We start from the raw sequence: 21931 nt of genomic DNA on the forward strand, positions 1-21931 counted from the left end.
GGGCTTCGATGGAAAACAACCGCAACTTCTTCATCACCATCGCACTGTCGGTGCTGATCCTGGCGCTTTGGCAATATTTCTATGTGATGCCGCGCAGCGAGATGCAGCGCGAAGCCGCCCGCATCGAAGAGCAGCGCGTGGCGGAGCAGAAGAAGGCCGCCGAAGGCACCAGTCCGGGCGCCAGCGAAACACCGGTACAGCCCGGCGCCATTCCGAGCGCGCCTGGCGGCGACGCGGTGACGCCGGCCGGCCGCGACCAGGCGATTGCCTCGACCAGCCGCGTCAAGATCGACACGCCGAGCCTCGAAGGTTCGATCAACCTCACCGGTGCGCGCCTCGATGACCTCCGGCTCAAGCATTACAGGGAGACGGTCGACAAGACCTCGCCCGAGATCGCGTTGCTCAACCCGGCGTCCCTGCCGAACGGCTATTTCGCCGAGATCGGCTTTTCTGGCGCGCCGGATGTGGGCACGCTGCCCGGCCCCGACACGGTCTGGCAGACCGACGGCAAGGCGACGCTCACACCGGCGACGCCGGTCACGCTGACCTTTACCAACGACAAGGGCCTGACCTTCAAGCGCACCTTCTCCGTCGACAGCCAATATATGTTCACCGTATCCGACACGGTTCAGAACGGCGGCTCGGCGCCGGCGACGTTGTCGAACTATGGCCGCGTTACGCGTTTCGACAAGCCGGCCATCGCCAGCACCTATGTGCTGCACGAGGGCCTGATCGGCGTTACCGGAAGCGAGGGCCTGCAGGAATACAAATACTCCAGCGTCGAATCGGACAAGGAATACAAGCCAGGCAAGTCGACCGACGGCTGGCTGGGCATCACCGATAAGTATTGGGCGGTGACCCTGGTGCCGCCTAGCGGCCGCGAATTTCAGCCCAAATTCTCTTATTTCGAGTTCAAAAGCGGGCCCCATCCGCACAGCTACCAGTCCGATTTCCTGTCCGATCCCGTCACGGTCGCTCCCGGGCAATCGACGACCGTGGAGTCGGAGATATTCGCCGGCGCCAAGGAAGTTTCGACGATCAACGCTTATGAAAAGGACCGTCATATTCGCCAGTTCGACCTGCTGATCGACTGGGGCTGGTTCTATTTCATCACCAAGCCGATGTTCTGGCTGATCGACACGCTTTACAAATTCTTCGGTAATTTCGGCCTGGCGATCCTCGCCACCACCGTCATCGTCAAAGCGCTGTTCTTCCCGCTCGCCAACAAGTCCTATGCGTCGATGGCGAACATGAAGAAGGTGCAGCCCAAGATGCTCGAGATCCGCGAGAAATACGCGGACGACAAGATGAAGCAGCAGCAGGCGATGATGGAGCTGTACAAGACCGAGAAGATCAATCCGCTCGCCGGTTGCTGGCCGGTGGCGTTGCAGATCCCGGTGTTCTTCTCGCTCTACAAGGTGCTCTACATCACCATCGAGATGCGGCACGCGCCGTTCTTCGGCTGGATCCAGGATCTGGCGGCGCCGGATCCGACATCGATCTTCAACCTGTTCGGGCTGATCCCGATCACCTTGCCGCACATGCTGATGATCGGCGTCTGGCCTCTGATCATGGGCGTGACGATGTTCCTGCAGATGCGCATGAACCCGACGCCGCCGGACCCGACGCAGGCGGCAATCTTCACCTGGATGCCTGTGATCTTCACCTTCATGATGGCGGGTTTTCCGGCCGGCCTCGTCATCTACTGGGCCTGGAACAACACGTTGTCGATCCTGCAGCAGGGCGTGATCATGAAGCGGCAGGGCGCCAAGATCGAATTGTGGGACAATCTGGTCGCGCTGTTCCGCAAGAAACCGTCGCCGGCGGAATAGCCGGCGCTCCGATAATGCGAAACCAGAAAGCCCCGGTTCGTCCGGGGCTTTTTGCACAAGCTGCCGGCCTGGATTAAGCGATTGGTACTGCAGGACGGATCGCGCTATTTTGACCTGCCTGGCAGGTGCTCGACGGAGCTCGATATGACCGGACCCAATCCATCGATCAAGCATCCGATCCCGTTGCACACACGCGTCGGCTTTCTGAAACCGCTGGTGACGGCGCCTAATATCGAGATCGGCGACTTCACCTATTATGACGACCCTGACGGACCTGACAAATTCGCCGAAAAATGCGTGCTGCATCATTATCCGTTCATCGGCGACAGGCTGGTCATCGGCAAGTTCTGCGCCCTCGCCGAGGGCGCGCGTTTCATCATGAACGGCGCCAATCACGCCATGTCCGGCTTTTCGACCTATCCGTTCAATATCTTTGGCCACGGCTGGGAAGAAGGCTTCGACCCGGCGACATGGTCGAAGGAGGTGCGTGGCGACACAATCGTCGGCAACGACGTCTGGATCGGCATGGAAGCGGTGATGCTGCCGGGCGTCAAGATCGGCGACGGCGCCATTGTGGCGGCAAAGTCGGTGGTGACGCACGATGTGCCGGCCTATGCGATCGTCGCCGGCAATCCGGCCAAGGTGGTGAAGATGCGCTTCGATGACAGGACCATCCGGCGGCTGCTGGCGCTGGCGTGGTGGCACTGGCCGGTGGAAAAGATCAGCCGCAATCTCGATGCCATTCGTGGCAGCAACATTTTTCTTCTGGAGGCAGCGGTTTGAACGCGTTGAACAAGACCACGATCGGCATCGAATTGTTCACGCGAGCCTGGATCTTCATCCGCGGCGTGCCGGCGATGAAATTCCTGCCGCCGGAGGGTCCACCCGAGATCGCCTTTGCCGGCCGCTCCAATGTCGGCAAATCGTCGCTGATCAACGCGCTGGTCAACCAGAAGGGGCTGGCGCGCACCTCCAACACGCCGGGCCGGACGCAAGAGCTCAACTATTTCGTGCCGGGCGGATTTTCGGGAGAAGGCGCCGATCTGCCGCCGATGGCACTGGTCGATATGCCGGGCTATGGCTACGCCACGGCGCCGAAGGAAAAGGTCGACGAGTGGACGAAGCTCGTGTTCGACTACCTGAAGGGCCGGGTGACGCTGAAGCGCGTCTACGTGCTGATCGACGCCCGCCATGGCATCAAGGCCAAGGACGACGAGGTGCTGTCGCTGCTCGACAAGGCGGCGGTGTCGTATCAGATCGTGCTGACCAAGACCGACAAGATCAAGGCGGCGGGGGTACCACGGCTGATCGAGGAAACGCTGCAGAAGATCAAGAAACGCCCGGCGGCCTTTCCCTTCGTGCTCGCCACGTCGTCGGAAAAGAGCGAAGGCCTCGAAGAATTGCGTGCGGCGATCGTGCTCGCCGCCAACGGCGGATAGGCAACGGAATCCGACGGCTGGTCAGGCGGGGCTGGAGGTCCGTTCCTGCTCTGCAAGCTGTTCGGTGCCGTAGGCCTTCAGGAACACATCGACGCCCGACCTGACGATATGTTCGATCTCGGCCGCACTTGGCGCTTTGGTGCGATAGGCGAATATGCACTGGCGGAAAAGACCGGCCAGGCACAGCTCGGTGAACTGATAGGCGGCAAGCTCGACATCGTCGATCTTCAGCAGGCCGCGTTCGATAGCCATGTTGAGGAAAACGACAACCCGGTCATGGCCGCGCTTCGGGCCGCGTTCGTAAAATCGCGCGCCAAGCTCCGGAATGCGTTCCGACGCGCCGATCACCGTCCGCTGCGCCAGGATGACCCTCGCCGAGGTGATCTTGATGGACAGCACGATGCCGAACTTCACCAGCGTCTGGCGAAGGTCGCCGATCTGGTCCAGCACTTCGTACATGTTCTTGAAGATCGTGCCGCGTTCTTCCTCGATCAGCGCTTCGAACAGCTCTTCCTTGTTGGCGAAGTAGACATAGATGGTGCCCTTGGACACGCCGGCCTCGCGGGTGATGTCGTTCATCGACGCGGCTTCGAAGCCCTTGTCGATGAAGACACGGCGCGCACCGTCGATGATCTGGCTGCGCTTGACTGGGTCTTGCCCCGCGGCCGGGCGGCCGCGCGGCAGACTGTCCAGCAGCTCGCACTGGTCCTTGCCAGCGCCGGGCAATGGGCCTGACTCAGGCAAAGGAGCGGCCTTGGGGGCTTCGGCCATAATGTCACACCTCGCAAAATAATTCGAACCATCCGGTTCGATTACTCTTGATATGGGCCTCTTTAAGCGCTAAGTCAATGTCGAGATCGAACCGAACGGTTCAGTCTGACAAAATTCAGCGCCAGTTAATTTAGAGAGATATCATGTCCTCGAACGCGCCCACCAGTGCCGAAGTCCGCCCTTTCCCCAGTGCCAAGGTCCAGCCTGCGATCGAAGCGCCGGAAGCCCCTGTCAAACCCGCCGACGTCACCCCGCTGGCTCCCGCCAAAAAGAAGCGCTCGATGCGCTCGATGTTGTTGCCCATCATCGGCCTGGCCCTGCTGGGCGCCGGCGCCTGGTATGGCTATGATTACTGGACCGACGGGCGCTTTATGATCACGACCGACGACGCCTATGTCCAGGCCGACACGGCGTTCATCTCGCCGAAAATCTCGGGCTATGTCGATCAGGTCAAAGTGACCGAGAACCAGCAAGTGAAGGCCGGCGACCCGCTGCTGATCGTCGATGACGGCGACTACAAGATAGCCGTTGCCCAGGCCGAGGCGCAGATCGCCACGTTGAGCAAGACGCTCGACCGCATCGATGCCCAGACTGAGGCGGCGCGCGCCTCGCTCAAGCAGGCGCAGGCGCAGAAGACCGCCGACCAGGCCGCGGCCGATAATGCCAAGCGCGTCCAAGCGCGGGCCGCCCAGCTGCTCAAGACCCGCGTCGGCACCCAGGCCCAGTTGGACGATGCCCAGACGGCGGTCGAGCAAGCCAATGCCGCACTTGCCGGCGCCGACGCGCAGATCGCGGCGGCTCAGGCCAATATCGGCGTGCTCCAGGCGCAGCGCACGGAATCGGCCAGCACGCTGGCCTCGCTGCAGCTTGCCCACGACAAGGCGGTGCGGGACCTGTCCTTCACCGTGCTGCGCGCACCCTATGACGGCGTGGTCGGCAACCGCTCGGTCGAGCAGGGTGACCTGATCAGCCCTGGACAGAAGCTCGCCGTCATCGTGCCAATGGACAAGCTCTACATCGTCGCCAATTTCAAGGAGACGCAGCTTGCCCGGCTGGTGCCTGGTGAAAAGGTCAGAGTGTCGGTCGACGCGATCGACGGCCAGGACATCGAGGGTACCGTGTCGTCGCTGGCGCCGGCTTCAGGAGCAGTGTTCTCGCTGCTGCCGCCGGAGAACGCCACAGGCAATTTCACCAAGGTGGTGCAGCGCGTTCCGGTTCGCATCGACGTGCCAGCGGATGTGCTGAAGACGGGCAAGCTGCGAGCTGGCCTGAGCGTCGTCGTCGCCGTCGACTGCCGCACGGCGCCTTCGGCATCGAAGTAAAGCGGAACCGGGAGCAAAGGTCATGGCGACCGCAACCCTAACTGCAGGATCGGCGCCGGCGCCAGCCATGCCGGTGCCGGTCGACCACATCTCGACACGCCGCGTCATCGCCTTCCTGGCAATGGTGTTCGGCATGTTCATGGCGATCCTGGACATCCAGATCGTCTCGGCCTCGCTGGCTGAGATCCAGGCGGGCCTGAGCGCCAGTTCGGACGAGATTCCGTGGGTGCAGACGGCCTATCTGATTGCCGAGGTGGTGATGATCCCGCTGTCGGGCTTCCTCAGCCGGATGCTGTCGACGCGAGTGCTGTTCACGATCTCGGCGGCAGGGTTCACCGCGGCCAGCGCGCTGGCGGCGACCGCAACCAATATCGACCAGATGATCGTCTACCGCGCCGTGCAGGGCTTCATCGGCGGCGGCATGATCCCGAGCGTCTTTGCAGCCGCCTTCACCATCTTCCCACCGTCGCGTCGCGCCATCGTCTCGCCGATGATCGGCCTGGTGGCGACGCTGGCGCCAACCATCGGCCCGACAGTCGGCGGCTATATCAGCCATGCCATGTCCTGGCACTGGCTGTTCCTGGTCAACGTCGTGCCCGGCATTCTGGTGACGACGGCCGCCTGGTCGCTGATCGACTTCGACAAACCCAATCTCAAGCTGTTCAGCAAGTTCGACTGGTGGGGGCTTGCCGGTATGGCCGCCTTCCTGGGCTGCATGGAATATGTGCTGGAGGAAGGTCCCAATAACGACTGGCTGCAGGATCAGGCGGTGTTCGTCTGCGCCGTCATCATGACCTTCGGCGCGGTGCTGTTCTTCTGGCGCGTGTTCACCGCCGAGGAGCCGATTGTCGATCTGAGGGCTTTCAGCAATATCAATTTCGCCTTCGGCTCGCTGTTCTCCTTCGTCGTCGGCATCGGCCTCTACGGTCTGACCTATCTTTATCCGGTGTTCCTGGGGCGCATCCGCGGCTACGATTCGATGATGATCGGCGAGGCGCTGTTCGTCAGCGGCCTGGCCATGTTCTTCACCGCGCCGATCTCCGGCATCCTGTCGAACAAGATGGACCCGCGCATCATGATGATGATCGGCTTCTTCGGCTTCGCCACGGGGACCTGGTGGATGACGCATCTCACCGCCGACTGGGATTTCTATGAACTGCTGATCCCGCAGATCCTGCGCGGTTGCTCGATGATGCTGTGCATGGTGCCGATCAACAACATTGCGCTCGGAACCCTGCCGCCGGAGCGGCTGAAGAATGCGTCTGGCCTGTTCAACCTGACCCGCAATCTCGGCGGCGCCGTCGGCCTGGCCGTCATCAACACCGTGCTGATCGACCGCAATGCCTTCCACTACGCCAGGCTCTCCGAGCACGTGCAATGGGGAAGTGCCGCTGCGCAGCAGAAGCTGCAGAACATGACGCTCAACTTCGAGCAGACCGCCGGGCTCGACGCCTCCAAGGCGGCCATCTCCAAACTGTCAGGCATGGTCCAGCAGCAGGCGTCGCTGCTGTCGTTCATGGACGTATTCTTCATGCTGACGGTTTTGTTCGCGACGCTTGGGCTCTTCACCCTGGTGATCCGCAAGCCAGCCGCTCAGGGCGGCGGTGGCGGAGGCCATTGAGGCGCGCTGGATCCCCCGCCTGGCGCCCTCGCGCATGACCCCGAAAAGCGATTTCGGGGTCATGCGCAAAATCAACCATTACGAAGTCCTCGCGCTCTCCGACAAAGTCAGGCGCGCAGCCATCCTCAGGCCGTCGCCGGCTTGAAGGTCAAGGCGACACCGTTGATGCAATGCCGCAACCCGGTCGGCGGCGGACCGTCGTCGAAGACGTGGCCGAGATGGCCACCGCAGCGGCGACAATGGACCTCGGTGCGGGTCATGCCCAACGACCTGTCCACGGTCTTGCCGATCGCGTTGGGGATTTCCTGCCAGAAGCTCGGCCAGCCGGTGCCGGAATCGAACTTGGTCTCTGACGAATAGACCGGCAGGTCGCAGCCGGCGCAAGCGAAGATGCCTTTGCGGTGCTCGTTGAGCAGCGGACTGGTGCCCGGGTATTCCGTGCCCTCCTTGCGCAGCACATTGAAGGCCGCGTCGGACAGGATGGCGCGCCACTCGGCCTCGGTCTTGGTAACCTCGAAAGTCTCGGCCGCGCGTGCATCCTGGGCTCCGCCCATGCGCAGCGCGGTGGCGCCTGCGACAACGCCAATGGCTGCCGCACCACTCAAAAGAAGCTCGCGACGGTTCATGCCCATTCCTCCTGTTACTGCTTGTGCCAAATTCGACCGCCAGACGGAAATCAAAAGCCGGTGACGATCGCTGTCCTCAAAGCGGGACTCCGCGCCTATCCACTTGCGTGAACGGCGCGGAGGGTGCGCAGGGAGGCCCTTAGCGATATCTTCGCCGGCAGCGTGCGTTTGTTACATCTTCGGCAGGAGAACCTTGTCGACGACGTGGATGACGCCGTTGGACTGCTCGACATCGGCGATCGTCACATTAGCGACATTGCCGTTCTCGTCGGTCACGGTGACCTTGCCGCCGTCGGTCTTGAGCGACAGTTCGCGACCACCGACCGTCTTGACCTTGTGGGTGCCACCGTCATCCTTGACATCTTGGCGACGTCGGCGGCCATCGCCTTGGCGCCGATGACATGGCAAGTCAGGATCTTGACGAGCTTGTCCTTGTTTTCAGGCTTGAGCAGCGTCTCCACCGTGCCGGCTGGAAGTGCCGCAAAGGCCTCGTTGGTCGGCGCGAACACGGTGAAGGGGCCAGCGCTTTGCAGCGTATCGACCAGGCCGCCTGCCTTGACGGCAGCGACCAGCGTCGTGTGGTCCTTCGAGTTGACAGCATTTTCGACGATGTTTTTCTGGGCATACATGGCGGCGCCGCCGACCATCGGATTTTGGGCATAGGCAATGGTGGCGAGCGCAGAAATGGCGACCGTACCGGAAAGCAAAAGGGTGGCGAATTTACGCATGATTTCAATCTCCTTGGGTTATCGTTCCCCTCGTTCGGGAACGCAAGAAGATACGCAACAGAAATGCCGGAGTTTCGTCCTCACGTAAGAAATATTGTGTCGCTTCAATTTTCCATGTGCTAATCGGTCACCGCCGACAAGCTTTGCATGATTTTGGTTCGTGAGAGATAGATTTCAGATCTTCTTCCGAAGCAAGAATCGGTCAGATGCTCTTCAGATCGCCCGCTGCGACCACCGGTCCAGTCGGCTGGCCGGTCGGCGAACCGCCGGCAGGCTCGACGCTGACCGCAAGCACGGCGCCTTGCGCCAATTTCTCCCGGACGGCGGGCGGGATGGCCAGATGCGCGGTCGCACCGGCCGGGATGACGCCCATCGACACCGGCGCGTTCTTGCCTTCGATCATCCACAGCTCGAAGTCCTTGCCGGCGGTCCGCTCGCCGGAGACGTGGGAAAGGCCGACATCGTGACGGACGGCGTCGTAGACGACGAGATATTTGACATCGCTGCCTTCGGCTGCCAACGAGGCGACAAGCCGGGTTTGCGGCTCGACGACCGGTGGATTGACGTAAGGCAAGGCAATATAGATTGCCAGCGCCGCAATGGCGGCGGCGGCAAGACCGCGCCAGAAGCCAAGGCTCGACCAGAGGCCGGCGCGCGGCTCTGCAGCGAACAGCCGGCGGTCCAATGCTTCCTTGACCCTGATCGGAGGCTCTGTCTCCGGATAGGCGGCGGCCATCGGCGAAAGATGCGCCTCCCAGGCATCCACAAGGCGCGCGAAGGCGGCGTCCGCATCGATGCGGCGCGACGCGATCTCGCGTTCATCGGCGGCCAGAACGCCAAGAACGTATTCGGCGGCGAACAGGTCGTCGCCCCCACGTTCCGGTCCATTGTCGTCAGCCAGCGTCATCTTTCCAGGCATTCTCTCAGTTTCAACAGGCTGCGCCGCAGCCAGGTCCGCATCGTGTTCAGCGGTACGCCATAGCGCTCCGCCAACTCCGCATAGCTTTTGCCATCCAGATAGGCGCCCCGGACGGCCGCCGCCCGGTCCTTCTCCAATTCCTCGAGACAATGGTAGATGCGTCCGGACTCACCGCCCGCCACGGCCATGGCCTCCGGCCCCGGCGCCGGATCGGCCACGTCGAGCGCGGCATCGATATAGGCGGCAGGCTCTCGCCGCGCCCTGATCCGATCGATCGCATGATTGCGCGCAATGGCCACCAGCCAGGAGATCGGGCTCAGATCCGAAACGGCGAAACGGTCCGCCTTCGTCCATATCTTGACGAAGACCTCTTGAAGCGCCTCTTCTGCATCTCCCCGATCCTTCAATACACGAAGGCAGACGCCGAAAAGTTTCGCGCTGGTCTGCCGGTACAGCAGATCGAACGCAGCCCGGTCCTTCATCGAGGTCCGGACAATCAGGTTGCTGATGTCCTGCGGCGTCATCGGCCGCCAAATTAGGCGATTGCAATGTATTTGCAACGACTGAAATGGTCTTGCGCACTGGCAGCGCCAGCGTCGATTGCCAAGGAAATCGCCGCCCGCTAGCTTGCCATGAGCGGGAGGGCGACCATGTCGATCGAGCGGGTTCTGTGGGAGCATGACGCAACCGGCCAGGCCGCACTCGTGCACAAGGGAGAGATCACACCGCAAGATCTCGTCGATGCGGCGATCGCCCGGGCCGAGGCCACCCAGCCGGAGATCAACGCCATCGCCGAACCGCTTTTTGAGGCGGCGCGGGCGCGAGCGAAAACCGTCGACCACAAGCTGCCGCTTGCCGGAGTGCCCTTTGCGCTGAAGGACCTCGGCATTGCCATGAAGGGCGTGCCGACGCATGGCGGCAGCCGCATCCCAGCCTACACCCCCGATTTTAACTCGGTCATGACGGAACGCTATCTGGCCGCCGGCCTGGTCCCGATCGCCACCAGCACCGCACCCGAACACGGGCTGAGGCTGGTGACCGAGTCGGTGGCTTACGGCGTCACCCGCAATCCATGGGACACCGCTCACACGACCGGCGGTTCCTCGGGCGGCGCGGCTGCGCTGGTCGCGGCCGGCGTCGTGCCGGTGGCGCACGCCTCGGATGGCGGCGGCTCGATCAGGGTGCCTGCGGCCTGTACCGGGCTGGTCGGGTTGAAAACCTCGCGCGGCCGCGTGCCCTTGACGCCGCTCGTCACTGAAAGCTGGTACGGCTTTGTCGTCGACCATGCGTTGGCCCGCTCGGTGCGCGATACGGCCCTGCTGCTCGACCTGACCCACGGGCCCGAACCGCTGTCGCCCTACGCGGCACCCTCGCCGAACGGCAGTTTCACTGCGGCCGCCGGGCGCGATCCGGGCAAGCTCAAGCTCGCCTTCTACCGAAAATCGCCGCTCGGCCTGCCGATTTCGGAAGAAACCTTGAAAGCTCTGGATGCGGCGATTGGGCTGGCGCGCGAAGGCGGGCACAGCGTCGAGGAGATCGACCTGCCCTATATCGACCGCGATTTCATCGCCGATTTCGCCAGAACCGTCGCCGCGGCGGTGGCCGGCACGATGCGTGGCGAGGCCTTGCGCGTCGGCCGCTCCATCTCAGGCGATATCGAACGCGCCACGCGCGTGATGAGCCGGTTCGGTGAAATCCTCTCGGCCGGCGAAATCTATGCCGGCCTGCAGCGGCTGCACGCAACCTCGCGCCGCCTTATCACCGAAACCGCGCACTATGATGCAGTGCTGATGCCTGTCATCGCGCACCCGCCGCTCGCCTGCGGCACCATGGACCCGAAAGGCGCCGACGAATTCATCGAGAATGTCCTGGACAGACTGCGCCTCGCCGGCCTGCTGAAGTTCAAGCCGCTATTCGGCCAGCTGATGGACAAGAGCCTTTGGTTCACCCACTGGCCGGCGATCCAGAACGTCAGCGGGCAACCGTCGATCACGCTTCCGGTTTACGTGACCGATGCCGGCCTGCCGCTCGGCGTCCAGGCCGCCGGCCGCCCTGGCGACGAGGAAACGCTTTTGTCGTTCGCCGCGCAGATGGAAAAGATCTCTGGCTGGCTGGGACGGCGGGCGCCGCTGCGGGTGCCGGCATAGAGGCGTGATGATTTATCGATCATGACGGCAAAGCCGTTTGCGGCCTGCTGCAATTCCCGCTAAGACGCCGCCGTTCATGCCAAGCTGGGAGCCACGCCGATGACGGATGTCGCCGCCACCGCCGAAATGCAGGCAGCGCTGCTTTCAAGGGCGCTGCCCTACATGCAGCGCTACGAGAACAAGACGGTCGTGGTGAAATATGGCGGCCACGCGATGGGCGACATCGCGCTCGGCAAAGCCTTCGCCCGCGACATCGCACTGCTCAAGCAATCCGGCGTCAACCCGATCGTCGTGCATGGCGGCGGGCCGCAGATCGGCGCCATGCTCAGCAAGATGGGCATCGAATCCAAATTCGAGGGCGGCTTGCGTGTCACCGACCAGAAGACCGTCGAGATTGTCGAGATGGTGCTGGCCGGGTCGATCAACAAGGAAATCGTCGCGCTGATCAATGCCGAGGGCGAGTGGGCGATCGGCCTGTGCGGCAAGGACGGCAACATGGTGTTTGCCGAAAAGGCGCGCAAGACCATGATCGATCCTGATTCCAACATCGAGCGGGTGCTCGACCTGGGCTTCGTCGGTGAACCGGTCGAGGTCGACCGCACATTGCTCGACCTCCTGGCGCGATCCGAAATGATCCCGGTGCTGGCGCCGGTGGCGCCCGGCCGCGACGGCCATACCTACAACATCAACGCCGACACTTTTGCCGGCGCCATCGCCGGCGCCTGCCAGGCGACGCGCCTGCTGTTTCTCACCGACGTGCCCGGCGTGCTCGACAAGGACAAGAAGCTGATCGACGAGTTGACCGTGGCCGAGGCCAAGGCCCTGATCAAGGACGGAACGGTCTCGGGCGGCATGATCCCCAAGGTTGAAACCTGCATCGAGGCAATCGAGCGCGGCGTCGCTGGCGTCGTCATCCTCAACGGCAAGACGCCGCATGCGGTGCTGCTCGAGCTGTTCACCGAACACGGCGCCGGCACGCTGATCGTGCCGTGAGTGGCCTCAGTCTGTTCAACGCCGCGACAGACCGGACCATCCGATCACCATCGCAGCGCTTGTCGAGACAGGCGGGCGGGCGAACGGTCGACTAGGTAGTCTCCGCCTTCGTCGCTCGCCGCCAATCGATCATCCGGACTGAGGAAGGCGCGCGATGACCTTTATCTCAAAATCGAAGCCCGCCAGCCAATTCACCCCCACCGCGGTCCAGTTCGGGTAGGGCGGTTCACCGATCGCCCTAAGTCGAACGGCGTCAATCGCCTCCCACTGTTTGGCCGGGTCGGTGTGGAACGTGGTCACGTCAACAATGTCGTCAAACGTGCAACCGGCGGCCTTCAGCACCGCCGCGAGATTGTCGAAGGCAAGCTGGACCTGCTTTTCGAAGGCTGGCTCCGGCGATCCGTCCTCGCGGCTGCCGACTTGGCCCGAGACGAACAGAAAGCCGCCTGAGCGGATCGCCGCCGAATAGCGATTGACTTCGTAGAGGGCCTGCCGACCGGCAGGGAAGATCGCATCGCGTTTGGTCATTGTTTCACTCCAATCAGACAAGGCAGGCCGGTCCCGACCATCGCGATGTGGCTTCTCCGAGAAGGTGAGAGCCGCCCGCAAGACTTCGGGGTTTTGGATCGCTGCGTTCCATTTTCCGGGGCGGTCGCTGATATCCGTCCCGTATCCCGAAGTGGGTACATACATTCCGTATGTCAATATACATACGTTGCGTATGCTTGTTAAAAGATTGCCCGAGCCGGTCAGGCGCGCGGCGAAATCGTGGTCGCAGGCGGTGTCAGCCTGCGCGCCGGGTGCGCGACCACCATCGATTCCTCTTCCTGGTCTTGCGGCGCGCCCCAGAATTCGGCGAGCGTCGGGCCATTCTTCAGGCGGCGGTCGCGGACCAGAAAGCCCCAGACTTCACGAAACCAGACGCGGCGGCCCATTTTGGTGTACCAGCGCATCGAATGCCGTTGCTCCGGATCCTTGTGGAACAGGATGCGCGCCAAGGCCTTGGGCCGCGACTGCACGGCCAGTTCGATCAGCTTGACGGCGAAGAACAACATCCACGGCTTGAGGCGGGTCATCTGCAGCACCTGGTGCTTGTAGTCCCACAGGCGGGCGTCCAGCTGGATCACCTTGCGATCCCTGGCAATCCTGAAGAACGGCGTCCAGCGGTGCGGCGTCACATAGAGCGCCTGGATCTGGTCGGGGTCATAAGCGATCAGCTGGCGGAAGCCGCGCCAGAGGTCGCGGAAACTTTCGTCCTCGAAACCGGCCACCCAGGTCGCCATCGACAAGATGCCGTTGAGGCGCAGCAGCCGTATCGCCTCGCGGTCGGATGAGGTGCTGCCGCCCTTGCGGATCAACTGGAGCGTCTGCTCGTCGGTATTTTCCATGCCAAGCAGCCAGCGGATGACGCCGGCCTTGCGATAGAGATGCAGGCTGCCGGCGTCGCGGACGATGTCGTCGGCGCGGGTGGAGCCGACGATCAGCACCGGCACATTCTCGGCGATCATCGCATCGAGAAAGGCGCGCCAGGCTTTTTTGGACGAGGTCGGGTTCTCGTCGGCAAGGTTGATCAGCTCGACGCGGTGCTCGCGGTATAGCCAGGCAATCTCCCGCGCGAACTTCACGGGGTCGCGGTGCCGCCAGCGCGTCCAGAACCCCCGCTGGCCGCAATAGTTGCACAGATGCGGACAGCCTCGCGAGAACTGCATGACCACCGCACGCTTGCCTCCCCAATAGCTATAGCGAGTGATATCGATCAGTTCCCAGCCGATGCGGTAGTCGTCGAGATTGGCGATCGTCCTTGCCGGGTTGGTGGCAAAAGGCCGGCGCAAATCGTCGCGAAAGGCGATGCCCGCCACATCCGACAGCGGCTTGCGTTTTTCAAGCGCTTCGACCAGCGCGACGATGGTCGCCTCCCCCTCGCCACGAACGATGAAGTCGAAGGCCTCCGTTTCGGCCAGTATGTCGCGCCAGTGATAGGTCGGAAACACGCCGCCATAAATCAGGATTGTCGCCGGATCGATGTGTTTGACCATGCCGGCGATCAGTAGGGCTGTCGGATGCGCAGAGGTCGAGCCGGAATGGCCGATCAGAATACAGTCGGGATGATCGCTCAAGGCGTCCCGGACCAGCGTGGCAAGCGGCATCGGCCCGAATTCGGCGTCCACAAGTCGCACTTGATGTCCCGCGTCGATCAGCGGACCGCCCAGTGCCAGCAAACCGAGCGGCGGCAGATGGTCGTCCGGCACACGGCTGCCGATGGCCGTATGTGGCGGGTTGATCAGGACGATTTTCATGGCGGACCTTATGCAATGGCGGTCCGCATGTCGTAGTCGGCGATCTAGCGCTGGAGATTGGCTCGCTTCAGCAGTTTGTGTGCAGCTTTTCCGCAGAAATGCCTACCGTCTGAGATGTGCAAGCGGGACATGGCCCGGCCCCTTGATGTTCTGCAGCACAAGCTGGGTGTGGACGTCGCGCACGCCTTCGAGCCGCATCAGCCGGTGCATGACGAAGGCATTGAGCTCGTCGACCGACGGCACCATCACATGCAACAGGAAATCATGATCGCCGGTCATGGTCCAGCATGAGGACACCTCGTCCATCCGCTGGACGGCGGCGATGAAGCTTTCGGGCGAGCCGTCGCTGTGGCTGGTCAGGCGCACCTGGATGAACACCTCGACCATCAGCCCAACGGCACGACGGCTGAGCACCGCGGCGAAGCCCTTGATGATGCCCGCCTGCTGAAGCGCCTCGAAGCGCCGCGCGCAAGGTGTCGTCGACAGGCCGATCTCCTGCGCCAGTTCGGATACCGGCTTGCGCCCGTCGCGCTGCAGGCTGTCGAGCATCTTGATCTCGAATTCGTCAAACTGAGGCATTTTCACTCTCCCAAAGCTCGATCGTGGAGTCTTTTACCTCCAACCCCGCATTTGAGCCACCATCAAAGCTGATTTGCCTCACGCCATCCGGCTAGAATTTCCGACGATCCGCTGATCATGATTTCCAGGGAGAGCAAGCCATGACGATGAACGTTGCCGACTACGCCCGCGAATGCGCGGCGCGAGGCCTTCGCGGCGATTATTCGGTCTGCCGTGCCGATTTCACCGTGGCGCAGGGCTACAATTATAGCGACGAAGAACAGGCGGTGTGGCGCACGCTGTGCGACCGCCAGACGAAGCTGACCAGGAAGCTCGCCCACCATTCCTATCTCGATGGCGTTGCGGCGCTCGGCCTTCTCGACAAGATCCCGGATTTCGGTGAGGTCAGCGAGAAGCTGCGCAAGCTCACCGGCTGGGAGATCGTCGCGGTGCCGGGGCTCATTCCGGCCCAGCCGTTCTTCGACCACCTCGCCAACCGCCGCTTCCCGGTCACCAACTGGCTGCGAACCCAAAAGGAGCTCGACTACATCGTCGAGCCCGACATGTTCCACGATTTCTTCGGTCACGTGCCGATCCTGACGCAGCCGGTCTTTGCGGACTTCATGCAGATGTATGGCAAGAGGGCCGACAGCGTGATTGCGCTCGGCGGCGACGAGATGATCACCAGGCTTTACTGGTACACCGTCGAATACGGGCTGATACGCGAGCCGGGCCAGCCGCTGAAGGCGTTCGGCGCCGGGCTGATGTCATCCTTCACCGAGCTTCAGTTCGCGGTCGAAGGCGGCGACGCGCACGATGTCCCCTTCGACCTGGAAACCGTAATGCGCACCGGCTACGAGATCGACAAGTTCCAGCGTGCCTATTTTGTGCTGCCGTCTTTCGACGTGCTGCGTGATGCTTTCGAGACCGCCGATCTTGCGGCGATCGTGGCGCGCCGCAAAGGCGAGCCGGCGCTCGACCCGGCGAGCCTATAGGCTGTCGGCTGTTTCCAGGGCCTCGGCTTTCAGCCGGGCAAGCTGGTCGCGCTGAAGGTCGAGCGATGCGGTGACGAAGCGAAGGATCGTGGCCAGCTCGGTGTCGCTAAATGTGGCGATCACCCTTTCTCCCTCCTGCGCGATCGCACCATAATAGCGCGCCGATAGTTCTCGCGTGAGTTCCGTCGCCTCTATGACCACCTTGCGCCTGTCCTCGAGGCTGCGCGTTCGTGTCAGCAGGCCGCGCGCCTCCAGCCGGTCGATCAGCGCGGTGACTGCGGCCGGCGTCAACCCTGTTGCGGCCGCGACCTCGCCAGCCGATTGCGGGCCGCCATAGAGCAGCGCCAGGCAATGGCGTTCCGCCGTACTCAGCTCAAGCCTATCGCCTACTGCCTCGTCATAAGCCTGCGTCGCGTCCTGCCAGCCCATAATGGCGAGGCTGATGGCCGTCTTCATGTCGGCCCGATTCATGCTTGACGAGTTTATTTCGATCATCTAACTATCAATTTGCCTAACATTACGGCCATTATAGTAATATGCTGCGTCGGGCGCAAGGCACGGCCTGTCGCAGCACGCAAGGAGTGGACAATGAACCAGAACCAGACGCGCGGCCCACTCACACCGGCCGAAGAATTCAAATACGCCAAGCTGGCGATGGAATGGTATGGCTGGGGTTCTCCCATTGGCCTTGGTATTGCACCGGTCGCGCTGGCGGCCGCTGCCCTGCTGTTCCGCATCGCCATCTTCGGATTTTGACAGCACTGGCCGCGGCGCGGTTGAATTCTGATAGGGTGGAATTTTTCCAGCAGAAGGCTTAGGGCCGAGCTCACGCCGCTTCGGAAATGTCACGATCGATGATCGACAGGTTGCGGCCGCGATGCTTGGCCTCGTAGAGCCGCTGGTCGGCGGCGCGCATCAGCTCCGACACTGCGGCGTCCTCGCCGCAGGTGGTCCCGCCGATACTGACCGTCAGCGGAACGGTTCGTTCGTCGACGGGCCGAAAACGGATACGCTCTACTTCACGGCGGATGCGCTCGGCGACGCGCCTGGCTTCGTGTTCGGTGGCGCCGATCAGAAAGGCGCAGAATTCCTCACCGCCGATGCGGCCAAGGACATCGCCGCTGCGCACGCCACGCTCTATCGCACTTGCGATCAGGAGCAGCGCCTCGTCGCCGATCAGATGGCCGTAGCTGTCGTTGATAGTCTTGAAATGGTCGGCATCGACGATCAGCAATGCCCCGCGATCGGATTTACGCCGAGAGCCGTCGAGGGCGGCAAAGAAACTTTCGCGGTTGAGCATGCCGGTCATGTCGTCGCGGCTCGCCTTTTCCGCCAAGCGCCTGTGGGCGGCGGCGAGCTGGGCATGGGCGCGGGCGAGTTCGCGATGCGCGGTCTTCAACCTTTCGCCCTGCCAGACCGTATAGGCGCCGGCGCCCCAGGCAAGAGCCAGTGGGCATACGGTAGACGTCAACCAGATGGTGCGATTGATCGGAAAACCCATTGCCGGCACGACGATCAGCGTCAGCAAAAGTGAGACGGCGACGGAGGCGAAAGCGATGGCGGCAGACTTTAGAAATATGCGATTCATCGCTTGCTCCCACTGGTCCGTCTTGGTGCCAGCAAGCGCTGAATGTCACCTTTCGGCGATGCTTAAGATTTTAATCACGGCACCATTTTCACCACCCAGGGCGCGCATAGGTTGTGGATAAACCTCCTGTTAGAAAGATCGTTTCGTGCCATAAGGACGGTATGACCACGCTTCCCGACCCCGCCCGCTTTGCCCATGTCACCGACTGGGTGTTCGATCTCGACAACACGCTCTATCCGCACCATTCCAATCTGTTCTCGCAGATCGATGTGAAGATGACCGCCTATGTCGGAGAATTGCTGACGCTGCCGCGCGAGGAAGCACGCAAGCTGCAGAAGGAGCTCTACCGGGAATACGGCACGACACTGAACGGGTTGATGACGCGCCACGGCATCGACCCCGACGACTTTCTCGAGAAGGTCCACGACATCGATTATTCCTGGCTGGTGCCAGATCCCGTCCTCGGCACCGCCATACGCCAGCTTCCCGGCCGCAAATTCATCTTCACCAATGGCGATCGCCGGCATGCCGAACGCACCGCGCGGCAGCTGGGCATTCTCGAGCATTTCGACGACATTTTCGATATCGTCGCAGCCGGGCTGAACCCCAAGCCGGCGCGACAATCCTACGAGAAATTTGCCGAACTCCACGCCGTCACCGGGCAAAATGCGGTGATGTTCGAAGACCTCGCCCGCAACCTGTCGGTGCCGAAATCGCTGGGCATGACCACGGTGCTGGTGGTGCCGCGCAATTTCGAGCCGACCTTCTCGGAAATCTGGGAACGCGACCCGGCCAACGAGGACGACGTGGACTTCGTCACCGACGATCTCGCCGGCTTTCTCACGGCGATCGTCGAAGTCCCCGCTTGAGGCAGTCGGCGCGCTTCAAATTCTTGCTTGCATATCAGAGCTTATAGAAGCGGCTGACGATCCCCCAGGCCTCGTCGGCGGTGTCGACGAAATCGATGATGTCCTGGTCGCCGGGGGTGATCGTACCTTGCTCGGCGAGGAAATCGAGGTCGATCGCCCGTGCCCAGAAAGCCTTGCCGAACAGGATGACCGGCACCCGTTCCATGCGGCCGGTCTGGATCAGGGTCAGCGTCTCGAAGAACTCGTCCATCGTACCGAAGCCGCCGGGAAACACCGCAACGGCCTTGGCACGCATGACGAAATGCATCTTGCGGACCGCGAAATAGTGGAAGTTGAAGCAGAGTTCCGGCGTCACGTAGGCGTTTGGCGCCTGCTCGTGCGGCAGCACGATGTTGAGACCGATCGACGGCGCGCCTACATCGTCGGCGCCGCGATTGCCGGCCTCCATGACGCCAGGCCCGCCGCCGGTCACCACGACGAATTCGCGATAGTACGAAGTGGCCGACTGCTGCGAGCAGAGGCGGGCGAATTTGCGCGCCTCCTCATAGTATTTGCTGTTTTGCTCGAGATTCTTCTTCTGCGTCTCGTTCTTGGCCGCCCAGGCTTCACCGCCGGGCTCGGGGATGCGCGCGCCGCCGAACAGGATGACGGTCGATTGGATGCCGCGCTCGGCCAGGATCATCTCCGGTTTCAGCAGTTCGAGCTGCAGCCTGACCGCGCGCAACTCGCGCCGCGTCATGAAATCGGGGTCGTTCCAGGCCAGCCGATATGTCTCCGCGCGCGTTTGCGGCGTGTCCGGCACGCTTTTCGACCGCTCCAGATCCTCGTCCGAATGCGGTAGCGGCGTCCACCCCGCCTTTTCCATGGGAGTCATATTTTGCTTTACCCGTCCAATCATTCACTTGCGCCGTCCCGTGACGCTGCCGCGATTGACCCTCCCCAAGCCTTCACATAGGGTCCGCGCGACTTTCAAACAGGTTAAGGCGCCGGCCCTTAACAGCTTGGTAATGGAGCGAATTCATGTCGAAGCCCGATCTCGCGAGTCTCGAGAAGATCATCGAGAACGCCTTCGAGGAACGCGACACCATTTCGACCGCAACCCGCGGCGAGACGCGCGAGGCCATCCAATCGGCGCTCGACCTGCTCGACCGGGGCGTCGCCCGCGTCGCCGAGCGGCAGGCCGACGGCAAATGGCACGTCAACCAGTGGCTGAAGAAAGCGGTGCTGCTGTCCTTCCGGCTCAACCCGATGGAGATCATCAAGGGTGGTCCCGGTCAGGCGGTATGGTGGGACAAGGTGCCTTCGAAGTTCGACGGCTGGAGCGCCGTCGATTTCGAGAAGGCCGGCTTCCGCGCCGTGCCGTCGTCGATCGTGCGCCGCTCTGCCTATGTCGCGCCGGGCGCCGTGCTGATGCCGTCCTTCGTCAATGTCGGCGCCTATGTCGATAGCGGCACCATGGTCGACACCTGGGCGTCGGTCGGCTCCTGTGCCCAGATCGGCAAGAATGTGCATCTGTCGGGCGGCGTCGGTATCGGCGGCGTGCTGGAGCCGATGCAGGCCGGCCCAACCATCATCGAGGACAATTGCTTCATCGGCGCCCGTTCCGAAGTGGTCGAGGGCTGCATTGTTCGCGAGGGCTCAGTGCTCGGCATGGGTGTCTTCATCGGCCAATCGACCAAGATCGTCGACCGCGCCACCGGCGAGATCTTCTACGGCGAAGTGCCGGCCAATTCCGTCGTCGTCGCCGGCTCACTGCCGGGCAAGCCTTTTCCAAACAACGAGCCCGGCCCCAGCCTCTACTGCGCCGTCATCGTCAAGCGGGTCGACGCAAGAACCCGTTCCAAGACCTCGATCAACGAATTGCTGCGCGATTGATCTCCCGAGAACGGATGCACCGGGTTGACTGACAAACCTCAATTCCTATGGCTTTTCTTCAGCCTTTCTGGGCGGGTGAATCCGAGCGCTTATGTTTTGGCTGGCCTCTTGCCGGTCATCGTTCAACTCTTTCTGCTCTACCAGTTCGCGCGAACGCCGTTAGGCACTGCCGCGAGCCAGTATTGGGCGCTCGCCTTATGGATCGCTGTGTTCGTCTCGACATGGTCGACCTTTGCGCTAACGGCGAAGCGGTTCCATGATTTCGGCAAGCCTGCCTATTACGCATTGATCTCTCTCATTATCGGCTTCGTCCTGCTTTTTATCCTGGCTTTTTTCAAAAGTGACCCAGGCCCCAACCGCTACGGCAAGCGCACCAACGCACCGGCCGAACCCTGAGCGCCAATCGGACATTTCGTCATGCGCTACCGCTCGCTTGATTCGAAACTGATCCTCGAAACCGCCGAACGGCTGGAAGAGCGCGTCGCCGAGCGCTTTCCCGATGCAGGCCTGCGCGGCGTCGCCGCCGAGCTCGTGTCGCTGTCGCGCGATCTGGCAAAGGCAGCCAAGGCGCTGGAGGCGCCGATCTGGTGGCTGCGCGGCCTCATCATCGCCGCTTTCGTCGTCGGAGCGCTGATGTTCCTGTTCGTCGGCACAATCCTGCCGCTCGGCCGCATCTCGGGAAACCACGATGCCTTCCAGTCGGTGCAAGGCATCGAAGCCTCCCTCAACATGATCATCCTCGCCGTGCTGGGCTTCCTGGCCCTGATCCGCTCCGAGGAGCGGATCAAGCGCAAGCGGGTGTTCCGCCAACTCCACGGGCTGCGGTCGCTCATCCACGTCATCGACATGCACCAGCTGACCAAGGATCCGGCAGCACTTTCAGCCAGTTTCAAGCCGACTGCACATTCGCCAGCCCGCATCACCAACGCCGCCGACCTTGCCCGCTATCTCGACTATTGCTCCGAAATGTTGTCGATCACCGGCAAGATCGCCGCGCTGTTTGCCCAGTCGGTCAATGACGCCGTGGTCATCGATGGCGTCAATGACATCGAGAACCTGGCGTCGAACCTGTCGCGAAAGATCTGGCAGAAGATCACGCTGATCGAAACCCCTCATGGGCAGCCGGCACATGCGAAGAAAACCGATCCCGAGCCGGGTCCGCCGCGTCGGCCTGCAGTCCGCAGACGACCGGGGCCGGCAAGCTAAGACCCGCGAGCCGGCGGCAGATCCGCTAGAGCGGCAGAGCGGGGAGTTCCGAAACCCCGGTTTTGCGCCGGACGCTCTAAGCGAATGTTAATCACCCTGGCCCAGCATGCCGGCGAAAACTGTGTCGACCGGCACGGAGCGCTCG

At 62.3% G+C, this 21931-nt stretch carries 23 protein-coding genes and 1 pseudogene; 13 read left to right on the top strand and 11 right to left on the bottom strand.

Going from position 1 to position 21931, the window contains the following annotated elements; translation table 11 throughout:
- The first annotated feature begins 8 nt into the window (after positions 1-8).
- From yidC to yihA, 3 genes are all read left to right on the top strand, one after another.
- The gene (yidC, locus tag NKH91_RS14220; protein WP_023718215.1) at positions 9-1832 is read left to right on the top strand and encodes a membrane protein insertase YidC; all 1824 of its coding nucleotides are present in this window, start codon (positions 9-11) and stop codon (positions 1830-1832) included.
- A 144-nt stretch (positions 1833-1976) separates the two neighbouring features.
- Positions 1977-2615: a CatB-related O-acetyltransferase gene (locus NKH91_RS14225; protein ID WP_352591267.1), complete on the top strand. Its 639-nt coding sequence runs from the start codon at positions 1977-1979 to the stop codon at positions 2613-2615.
- Positions 2612-3271 carry a ribosome biogenesis GTP-binding protein YihA/YsxC gene (yihA, locus tag NKH91_RS14230; protein WP_031193748.1) on the top strand — a complete coding sequence of 220 codons (660 nt, stop codon included), beginning with the start codon at positions 2612-2614 and terminating at the stop codon, positions 3269-3271. The genes NKH91_RS14225 and yihA overlap by 4 nt, the downstream gene beginning before the upstream one ends.
- 21 nt (positions 3272-3292) lie before the next feature.
- Here the strand turns inward: yihA and NKH91_RS14235 are convergent, their stop codons facing one another.
- Complete coding sequence (locus tag NKH91_RS14235) at positions 3293-4042, bottom strand: TetR/AcrR family transcriptional regulator (protein WP_352846928.1); 750 nt, start codon at positions 4040-4042, stop codon at positions 3293-3295.
- Positions 4043-4185: 143 nt separating this feature from the next.
- On the opposite strand from NKH91_RS14235, the gene NKH91_RS14240 reads away from it, so the two are divergent.
- Together NKH91_RS14240 and NKH91_RS14245 are read left to right on the top strand one after the other, a co-directional pair.
- On the top strand, positions 4186-5364 hold the full coding sequence (locus NKH91_RS14240) for an HlyD family secretion protein (protein WP_352846926.1): 1179 nt from the start codon (positions 4186-4188) through the stop codon (positions 5362-5364).
- Between the two features lie 67 nt (positions 5365-5431).
- Complete coding sequence (locus NKH91_RS14245) at positions 5432-6985, top strand: DHA2 family efflux MFS transporter permease subunit (protein ID WP_352484355.1); 1554 nt, start codon at positions 5432-5434, stop codon at positions 6983-6985.
- 125 nt (positions 6986-7110) lie between these two features.
- On the opposite strand, the gene msrB is transcribed toward NKH91_RS14245, so the two are convergent.
- The 4 genes and pseudogenes from msrB to NKH91_RS14265 all read right to left on the bottom strand — a co-directional run bounded on the left by msrB (position 7111) and on the right by NKH91_RS14265 (position 9782).
- Positions 7111-7611 carry a peptide-methionine (R)-S-oxide reductase MsrB gene (msrB, locus tag NKH91_RS14250; protein WP_292655897.1) on the bottom strand — a complete coding sequence of 167 codons (501 nt, stop codon included), beginning with the start codon at positions 7609-7611 and terminating at the stop codon, positions 7111-7113.
- 171 nt (positions 7612-7782) lie between these two features.
- Positions 7783-8339, bottom strand: a pseudogene (locus NKH91_RS14255) (fasciclin domain-containing protein).
- Between the two features lie 202 nt (positions 8340-8541).
- On the bottom strand, positions 8542-9246 hold the full coding sequence (locus NKH91_RS14260; RefSeq protein ID WP_352484356.1) for an anti-sigma factor: 705 nt from the start codon (positions 9244-9246) through the stop codon (positions 8542-8544).
- Positions 9243-9782 carry a sigma-70 family RNA polymerase sigma factor gene (locus NKH91_RS14265; protein WP_023718207.1) on the bottom strand — a complete coding sequence of 180 codons (540 nt, stop codon included), beginning with the start codon at positions 9780-9782 and terminating at the stop codon, positions 9243-9245. Before NKH91_RS14265 ends, NKH91_RS14260 begins: the two co-directional genes overlap by 4 nt.
- Before the next feature lie 126 nt (positions 9783-9908).
- On the opposite strand from NKH91_RS14265, the gene NKH91_RS14270 reads away from it, so the two are divergent.
- The gene (locus tag NKH91_RS14270; protein ID WP_352846924.1) at positions 9909-11405 is read left to right on the top strand and encodes an amidase; all 1497 of its coding nucleotides are present in this window, start codon (positions 9909-9911) and stop codon (positions 11403-11405) included.
- A 99-nt stretch (positions 11406-11504) separates the two neighbouring features.
- Complete coding sequence (argB, locus tag NKH91_RS14275) at positions 11505-12398, top strand: acetylglutamate kinase (RefSeq protein WP_023677482.1); 894 nt, start codon at positions 11505-11507, stop codon at positions 12396-12398.
- A 129-nt stretch (positions 12399-12527) separates the two neighbouring features.
- Here argB and NKH91_RS14280 read toward each other — a convergent pair whose 3' ends face one another.
- The 3 genes from NKH91_RS14280 to NKH91_RS14290 form a co-directional block, all read right to left on the bottom strand.
- On the bottom strand, positions 12528-12926 hold the full coding sequence (locus NKH91_RS14280) for a RidA family protein (RefSeq protein ID WP_352716549.1): 399 nt from the start codon (positions 12924-12926) through the stop codon (positions 12528-12530).
- Positions 12927-13147: 221 nt separating this feature from the next.
- Entirely contained in the window at positions 13148-14695 is a 1548-nt protein-coding gene (bchE, locus tag NKH91_RS14285) for a magnesium-protoporphyrin IX monomethyl ester anaerobic oxidative cyclase (RefSeq protein WP_352846922.1), read from the bottom strand.
- Positions 14696-14797: 102 nt separating this feature from the next.
- Positions 14798-15274 (bottom strand): Lrp/AsnC family transcriptional regulator, encoded by a 477-nt coding sequence (locus NKH91_RS14290; protein WP_023718203.1) that lies wholly within the window; start codon positions 15272-15274, stop codon positions 14798-14800.
- Positions 15275-15414: 140 nt separating this feature from the next.
- Here NKH91_RS14290 and phhA point away from each other — a divergent pair, with 140 nt between their 5' ends.
- Positions 15415-16248, top strand: coding sequence for a phenylalanine 4-monooxygenase (phhA, locus tag NKH91_RS14295; RefSeq protein WP_023718202.1), 834 nt, complete (start codon positions 15415-15417; stop codon positions 16246-16248).
- Here the strand turns inward: phhA and NKH91_RS14300 are convergent.
- Positions 16243-16743 (bottom strand): MarR family winged helix-turn-helix transcriptional regulator, encoded by a 501-nt coding sequence (locus NKH91_RS14300; RefSeq protein ID WP_352846920.1) that lies wholly within the window; start codon positions 16741-16743, stop codon positions 16243-16245. The genes phhA and NKH91_RS14300 overlap by 6 nt on opposite strands.
- 93 nt (positions 16744-16836) lie before the next feature.
- Between NKH91_RS14300 and NKH91_RS14305 the strand changes: the two genes are divergently transcribed.
- Entirely contained in the window at positions 16837-17004 is a 168-nt protein-coding gene (locus NKH91_RS14305; protein ID WP_352846917.1) for a hypothetical protein, read from the top strand.
- A 70-nt stretch (positions 17005-17074) separates the two neighbouring features.
- On the opposite strand, the gene NKH91_RS14310 is transcribed toward NKH91_RS14305, so the two are convergent.
- Complete coding sequence (locus NKH91_RS14310) at positions 17075-17836, bottom strand: GGDEF domain-containing protein (protein WP_023718199.1); 762 nt, start codon at positions 17834-17836, stop codon at positions 17075-17077.
- A 161-nt stretch (positions 17837-17997) separates the two neighbouring features.
- On the opposite strand from NKH91_RS14310, the gene NKH91_RS14315 reads away from it, so the two are divergent.
- Positions 17998-18705, top strand: a complete 708-nt coding sequence (locus tag NKH91_RS14315; RefSeq protein WP_023677476.1) for a pyrimidine 5'-nucleotidase — start codon at positions 17998-18000, stop codon at positions 18703-18705.
- 34 nt (positions 18706-18739) lie between these two features.
- Here the strand turns inward: NKH91_RS14315 and NKH91_RS14320 are convergent, their stop codons facing one another.
- Positions 18740-19579 carry an LOG family protein gene (locus NKH91_RS14320; RefSeq protein WP_023718198.1) on the bottom strand — a complete coding sequence of 280 codons (840 nt, stop codon included), beginning with the start codon at positions 19577-19579 and terminating at the stop codon, positions 18740-18742.
- Positions 19580-19725: 146 nt separating this feature from the next.
- Here NKH91_RS14320 and dapD point away from each other — a divergent pair, with 146 nt between their 5' ends.
- From dapD to NKH91_RS14335, 3 genes are read left to right on the top strand one after another with little or no spacing between them, the layout of a single operon-like run.
- The gene (dapD, locus tag NKH91_RS14325) at positions 19726-20580 is read left to right on the top strand and encodes a 2,3,4,5-tetrahydropyridine-2,6-dicarboxylate N-succinyltransferase (RefSeq protein WP_352484324.1); all 855 of its coding nucleotides are present in this window, start codon (positions 19726-19728) and stop codon (positions 20578-20580) included.
- Between the two features lie 24 nt (positions 20581-20604).
- The gene (locus tag NKH91_RS14330) at positions 20605-20976 is read left to right on the top strand and encodes a DUF805 domain-containing protein (RefSeq protein WP_031193743.1); all 372 of its coding nucleotides are present in this window, start codon (positions 20605-20607) and stop codon (positions 20974-20976) included.
- Positions 20977-20997: 21 nt separating this feature from the next.
- Positions 20998-21786 carry a hypothetical protein gene (locus NKH91_RS14335; protein WP_352484325.1) on the top strand — a complete coding sequence of 263 codons (789 nt, stop codon included), beginning with the start codon at positions 20998-21000 and terminating at the stop codon, positions 21784-21786.
- The last annotated feature ends 145 nt before the right edge of the window (positions 21787-21931 follow it).

This window comes from Mesorhizobium sp. M0894 (assembly GCF_040319725.1).
Taxonomy (GTDB): Bacteria; Pseudomonadota; Alphaproteobacteria; order Rhizobiales; family Rhizobiaceae; genus Mesorhizobium.

What these genes read in the sequence shown, in the direction of transcription:
- NKH91_RS14270 (WP_352846924.1), top strand. Translation starts at nt 9,909, where the DNA reads ATGTCGATCGAGCGGGTTCTGTGGGAGCATGACGCAACCGGCCAGGCC.
- NKH91_RS14235 (WP_352846928.1), bottom strand. Translation starts at nt 4,042, where the DNA reads ATGGCCGAAGCCCCCAAGGCCGCTCCTTTGCCTGAGTCAGGCCCATTG.
- NKH91_RS14280 (WP_352716549.1), bottom strand. Translation starts at nt 12,926, where the DNA reads ATGACCAAACGCGATGCGATCTTCCCTGCCGGTCGGCAGGCCCTCTAC.
- NKH91_RS14265 (WP_023718207.1), bottom strand. Translation starts at nt 9,782, where the DNA reads ATGACGCCGCAGGACATCAGCAACCTGATTGTCCGGACCTCGATGAAG.
- NKH91_RS14290 (WP_023718203.1), bottom strand. Translation starts at nt 15,274, where the DNA reads ATGCCTCAGTTTGACGAATTCGAGATCAAGATGCTCGACAGCCTGCAG.
- NKH91_RS14300 (WP_352846920.1), bottom strand. Translation starts at nt 16,743, where the DNA reads ATGATCGAAATAAACTCGTCAAGCATGAATCGGGCCGACATGAAGACG.
- NKH91_RS14315 (WP_023677476.1), top strand. Translation starts at nt 17,998, where the DNA reads ATGACCACGCTTCCCGACCCCGCCCGCTTTGCCCATGTCACCGACTGG.
- phhA (WP_023718202.1), top strand. Translation starts at nt 15,415, where the DNA reads ATGACGATGAACGTTGCCGACTACGCCCGCGAATGCGCGGCGCGAGGC.
- NKH91_RS14260 (WP_352484356.1), bottom strand. Translation starts at nt 9,246, where the DNA reads ATGACGCTGGCTGACGACAATGGACCGGAACGTGGGGGCGACGACCTG.
- argB (WP_023677482.1), top strand. Translation starts at nt 11,505, where the DNA reads ATGACGGATGTCGCCGCCACCGCCGAAATGCAGGCAGCGCTGCTTTCA.
- bchE (WP_352846922.1), bottom strand. Translation starts at nt 14,695, where the DNA reads ATGAAAATCGTCCTGATCAACCCGCCACATACGGCCATCGGCAGCCGT.
- NKH91_RS14305 (WP_352846917.1), top strand. Translation starts at nt 16,837, where the DNA reads ATGAACCAGAACCAGACGCGCGGCCCACTCACACCGGCCGAAGAATTC.
- NKH91_RS14320 (WP_023718198.1), bottom strand. Translation starts at nt 19,579, where the DNA reads ATGACTCCCATGGAAAAGGCGGGGTGGACGCCGCTACCGCATTCGGAC.
- NKH91_RS14240 (WP_352846926.1), top strand. Translation starts at nt 4,186, where the DNA reads ATGTCCTCGAACGCGCCCACCAGTGCCGAAGTCCGCCCTTTCCCCAGT.
- msrB (WP_292655897.1), bottom strand. Translation starts at nt 7,611, where the DNA reads ATGAACCGTCGCGAGCTTCTTTTGAGTGGTGCGGCAGCCATTGGCGTT.
- dapD (WP_352484324.1), top strand. Translation starts at nt 19,726, where the DNA reads ATGTCGAAGCCCGATCTCGCGAGTCTCGAGAAGATCATCGAGAACGCC.
- NKH91_RS14310 (WP_023718199.1), bottom strand. Translation starts at nt 17,836, where the DNA reads ATGAATCGCATATTTCTAAAGTCTGCCGCCATCGCTTTCGCCTCCGTC.
- NKH91_RS14245 (WP_352484355.1), top strand. Translation starts at nt 5,432, where the DNA reads ATGCCGGTGCCGGTCGACCACATCTCGACACGCCGCGTCATCGCCTTC.
- NKH91_RS14225 (WP_352591267.1), top strand. Translation starts at nt 1,977, where the DNA reads ATGACCGGACCCAATCCATCGATCAAGCATCCGATCCCGTTGCACACA.
- yidC (WP_023718215.1), top strand. Translation starts at nt 9, where the DNA reads ATGGAAAACAACCGCAACTTCTTCATCACCATCGCACTGTCGGTGCTG.
- NKH91_RS14335 (WP_352484325.1), top strand. Translation starts at nt 20,998, where the DNA reads ATGCGCTACCGCTCGCTTGATTCGAAACTGATCCTCGAAACCGCCGAA.